The organism is Vibrio sp. V33_P6A3T137, from assembly GCF_009904835.1.
Classification (GTDB): Bacteria; Pseudomonadota; Gammaproteobacteria; order Enterobacterales; family Vibrionaceae; genus Vibrio; species Vibrio metschnikovii.
Genome location: NZ_WXWK01000177.1, coordinates 1 through 3800 on the forward strand (window position 1 = coordinate 1; position 3800 = coordinate 3800).

Sequence of the window (3800 nt, forward strand, 5' to 3'; positions counted from 1 at the left end):
TATTTAAATCGCGCATGAGTGGTGACTCAGTGAGCTGATAATAAACGGTGCGTATTATGGGATTGATTGACGGGACTTATAAATATATGAAATTGACTGCATTTTCAATCGAAAGTTACGAATGACTCTCAAAAAGTGGGTGTTTTGTGTGATCTTTGTTCAGTATTAAGCCTGTTTATAAAATGAGGATGTCTATTTTTTAATTACCTTCATAGTGTTTGAGAATAACGTCATAGATTCTTCAATCTCATCATTATTGCTCTGCCTAATTGGATTTGGTTATGGTTGTCACTGATTGTTTGCTAAATTTAATGTTAGCGATTTATGGTGTTGAGTAGAAACGTTTTAATGAGAGCCTAATTGCCTATTAAACTGCACAGTTTGTAAAAGAAATACTTGCCAAACGTGTGCTTTCGGCACATATTCATTGGCAGCGAGCTAGCCATTTAGGTTAGACTAAGCGGCCATGCTGCATCTTTAATATGATAAAGTGCAGAGCGAATAGATAAGTGTGGAGATACAAGTTTGATCAATGTTTTCCTTGTAGATGATCACGAGCTGGTTCGCACAGGGATACGACGTATTATTGAAGACGTCCGTGGAATGAACGTAGTAGGGGAAGCGGATAGCGGTGAAGATGCAGTAAAATGGTGTCGTAGTAATAACACTGATATTGTATTAATGGATATGAATATGCCCGGTATTGGTGGATTGGAAGCCACTAAGAAGATTTTACGTTTTAATCCAGACGTAAAAATCATTGTGCTCACTATTCATACTGAGAATCCGTTCCCAACCAAAGTGATGCAAGCTGGTGCGGCTGGTTATTTAACCAAAGGTGCCGCGCCTGATGAAATGGTGAATGCTATTCGTATTGTGAATAGTGGCCAGCGATATATTTCTCCTGAAATCGCTCAGCAAATGGCATTAAGCCAGTTTTCACCCGCCTCTGAAAATCCGTTTGCTGGTCTATCAGAACGTGAGCTACAAATCATGATGATGATCACTAAAGGCCAAAAAGTAACCGATATTTCTGAGCAACTCAATCTTAGTCCAAAGACAGTCAATAGCTATCGTTATCGTTTGTTTGCCAAGCTAGATATTAACGGAGATGTTGAGTTAACCCATTTAGCCATTCGACATGGGATGCTCGATACAGAGAAGTTGTAGTGGCTGATTTTGATTCTGTTTCCTTTTTAAAAAATGTCACCCATCAGCCCGGTGTGTACCGTATGTATAACACTGAGGCTGAGGTGATTTATGTTGGTAAAGCCAAAGATCTTAAAAAGCGACTGTCTAGCTATTTTCGTAGTAAAGTCGACAGTGAAAAGACCCGAGCTTTAGTCAGTCATATCAATAAAATTGACGTCACGGTTACTCATACTGAAACCGAAGCGTTGATCCTCGAACATAACTACATCAAACAGTATTTACCTAAATACAATGTGTTGTTGCGGGATGATAAATCTTATCCTTATATCTTCATCAGTGCGCACAAGCATCCTCGTCTCTCTGCGCATCGCGGTGCAAAAAAACGCAAAGGTGAGTATTTTGGCCCTTATCCAGATTCTGGTGCGGTGCGAGAAACGTTGCACCTGGTTCAAAAAATATTCCCAGTGCGGCAATGCGAAGATACGGTATACAGTAATCGTGTTCGCCCTTGTTTAATGTATCAAATCGGTCGTTGTGCGGCTCCTTGTGTGAGTAGCCTTATTTCTGATGCAGATTATGCCGAGTTAGTGAACTGTGTGCGGCTGTTTTTGCAAGGAAAAGATAAACAAGTACTGGAAATGTTGATCGGGAAAATGGAACAAGCCAGTCAGGCGTTACGTTTTGAAGATGCAGCAAAGTTTCGTGACCAAATTCAAGCGATTCGCCGTGTGCAGGAGCAGCAGTTTGTAGCAGAAGACTCACAAGATGATCTGGACGTGCTTGGTTTTGCGCAGGAGAAAGGGTTGGCCTGTATCCATATTTTGATGATCCGCCAAGGTAAAGTTTTGGGGAGTCGGAGCTTTTTTCCAAAAATCCCAGCCAATACCGAGTCGCAAGAAGTCTTCGAAAGTTTTTTAAGTCAATACTATCTTAATCATACTGAGAGCCGAGTGGTTCCGAGTCGAATCATTCTTAATCAGGGGTTATTAAAAGAGACCAAACCATTACAATTGGCGTTGCGTGAATTAGCTGGGCAGAACGTTTATTTTCATGTGAATCCGACTGGGACTCGTGGCCAATACTTGAAGTTATCAAATACCAATGCATTGAGCGCGATGACCAGTAAGCTTAATCACAAGATGACCATTCAGCAGCGTGTTAATGAGCTGCAGCGTGTATTAGGTATAGAGAATATAGCTCGTATGGAATGTTTTGATATCTCTCACACCATGGGAGAAAGTACCGTTGCCTCTTGTGTGGTGTTTAATCAAGAAGGACCACTCAAAGCGGAATATCGTCGTTATAATATCACTGGAATTACTGGTGGCGATGATTATGCAGCCATGGCTCAAGCTTTAGAGCGTCGATATGCCAAACAATTGGATGTGGATAAAATACCAGATGTAATATTTATTGATGGTGGCAAAGGTCAACTCAATCGCGCGCTACAGATCATTACTCAATGTTGGCAAGATTGGCCGAAGCGACCACAGTTGATTGGTATCGCGAAAGGAATTAGTCGTAAACCTGGCCTTGAAACATTAATCACCACCGAGGGAGACGAGTTTCATTTACCTAGCGATGCGCCTGCATTGCACCTTATCCAACATATTCGTGATGAAAGCCATAATCACGCTATTACCGGACATCGTGCTAAACGAGGTAAAACTCGACGCACCAGTACGTTAGAAGGGATTGAAGGCGTGGGGCCTAAACGTCGGCAAGCTTTATTGAAATACATGGGAGGCTTGCAAGAAATTAAGCGTGCGACTGTTGAAGAAATCGCCAAGGTGCCGGGTATTAGTCACTCTTTAGCAGAAATTATTTATCAAGCATTGAAACCATAGTCAAAATGCAGCACCATTAACGCGCCATTGATCAGAGCCTACTATTATGCGTTTAAATATTCCTAACATCTTGTCGTTGTTGCGACTTTTTCTCATCCCTGTCTTCATCGTTGTTTTTTATTTGCCTTATAGTTGGTCACCCTTTGCGGCTGCCATGATTTTTTTTGTGGCTGGTTTTACCGATTGGCTAGATGGCATGTTGGCGAGAAAGCTTGGCCAAACGTCGCGTTTTGGTGCGTTTATTGATCCGGTTGCTGACAAGGTTCTTGTCGCTACTGCGCTGATTTTGATCACCGAGTATTATCATTCAATATGGATAACCATCCCCGCCGTGACCATGATTGGTCGAGAAATTATTATTTCAGCATTAAGAGAATGGATGGCTGAAATCGGTAAGCGCGCTAGTGTGGCTGTTTCTTGGATTGGTAAAGTAAAGACCGTTAGCCAAATGTTTGCATTGTGGATTTTGATCTGGCGTTACGATCAATGGATGGTTTGGTTAGGATTTATAGCTCTGTATGTCGCGACTATTTTAACGTATTGGTCTATGGCACAATACTTAGCAGCGGCGAAAAATGATTTGCTAAATGAAGAACATCATTAGAAAAGCGGGCATCGGCCCGTTTTTCTATTTTTAAACACCGCCGATCTGGATGTCGATTGGGCTTGGCTGCGATTATTTTTTAATAACGCGTTTCTTGTTGATTAATGATCGTCGCTTATTGTTCGATAAAGAGTAATCAAAAGCCGAGTAAAAATGGATTTTTGCTCGTTATGTTCTGGATAAATAGAGACTTTTTG

At 41.5% G+C, this 3800-nt stretch carries 3 protein-coding genes; all 3 read left to right on the top strand.

Annotated features, from left to right (window positions below; all coding sequences use genetic code 11):
• Nucleotides 1-525 precede the first annotated feature (525 nt).
• The 3 genes from uvrY to pgsA are packed head-to-tail and all read left to right on the top strand — an operon-like array spanning nucleotide 526 to nucleotide 3603.
• The gene (gene uvrY, locus CAG60_RS16335) at nucleotides 526-1170 is read left to right on the top strand and encodes a UvrY/SirA/GacA family response regulator transcription factor (RefSeq protein WP_154168391.1); all 645 of its coding nucleotides are present in this window, start codon (nucleotides 526-528) and stop codon (nucleotides 1168-1170) included.
• Nucleotides 1170-2999, top strand: a complete 1830-nt coding sequence (uvrC, locus tag CAG60_RS16340; RefSeq protein ID WP_161439436.1) for an excinuclease ABC subunit UvrC — start codon at nucleotides 1170-1172, stop codon at nucleotides 2997-2999. The genes uvrY and uvrC overlap by 1 nt, the downstream gene beginning before the upstream one ends.
• A gap of 46 nt (nucleotides 3000-3045) precedes the next feature.
• Nucleotides 3046-3603: a CDP-diacylglycerol--glycerol-3-phosphate 3-phosphatidyltransferase gene (gene pgsA / locus CAG60_RS16345; protein ID WP_072669232.1), complete on the top strand. Its 558-nt coding sequence runs from the start codon at nucleotides 3046-3048 to the stop codon at nucleotides 3601-3603.
• The last annotated feature ends 197 nt before the right edge of the window (nucleotides 3604-3800 follow it).

What these genes read in the sequence shown, in the direction of transcription:
- pgsA (WP_072669232.1), top strand. Translation starts at nt 3,046, where the DNA reads ATGCGTTTAAATATTCCTAACATCTTGTCGTTGTTGCGACTTTTTCTC.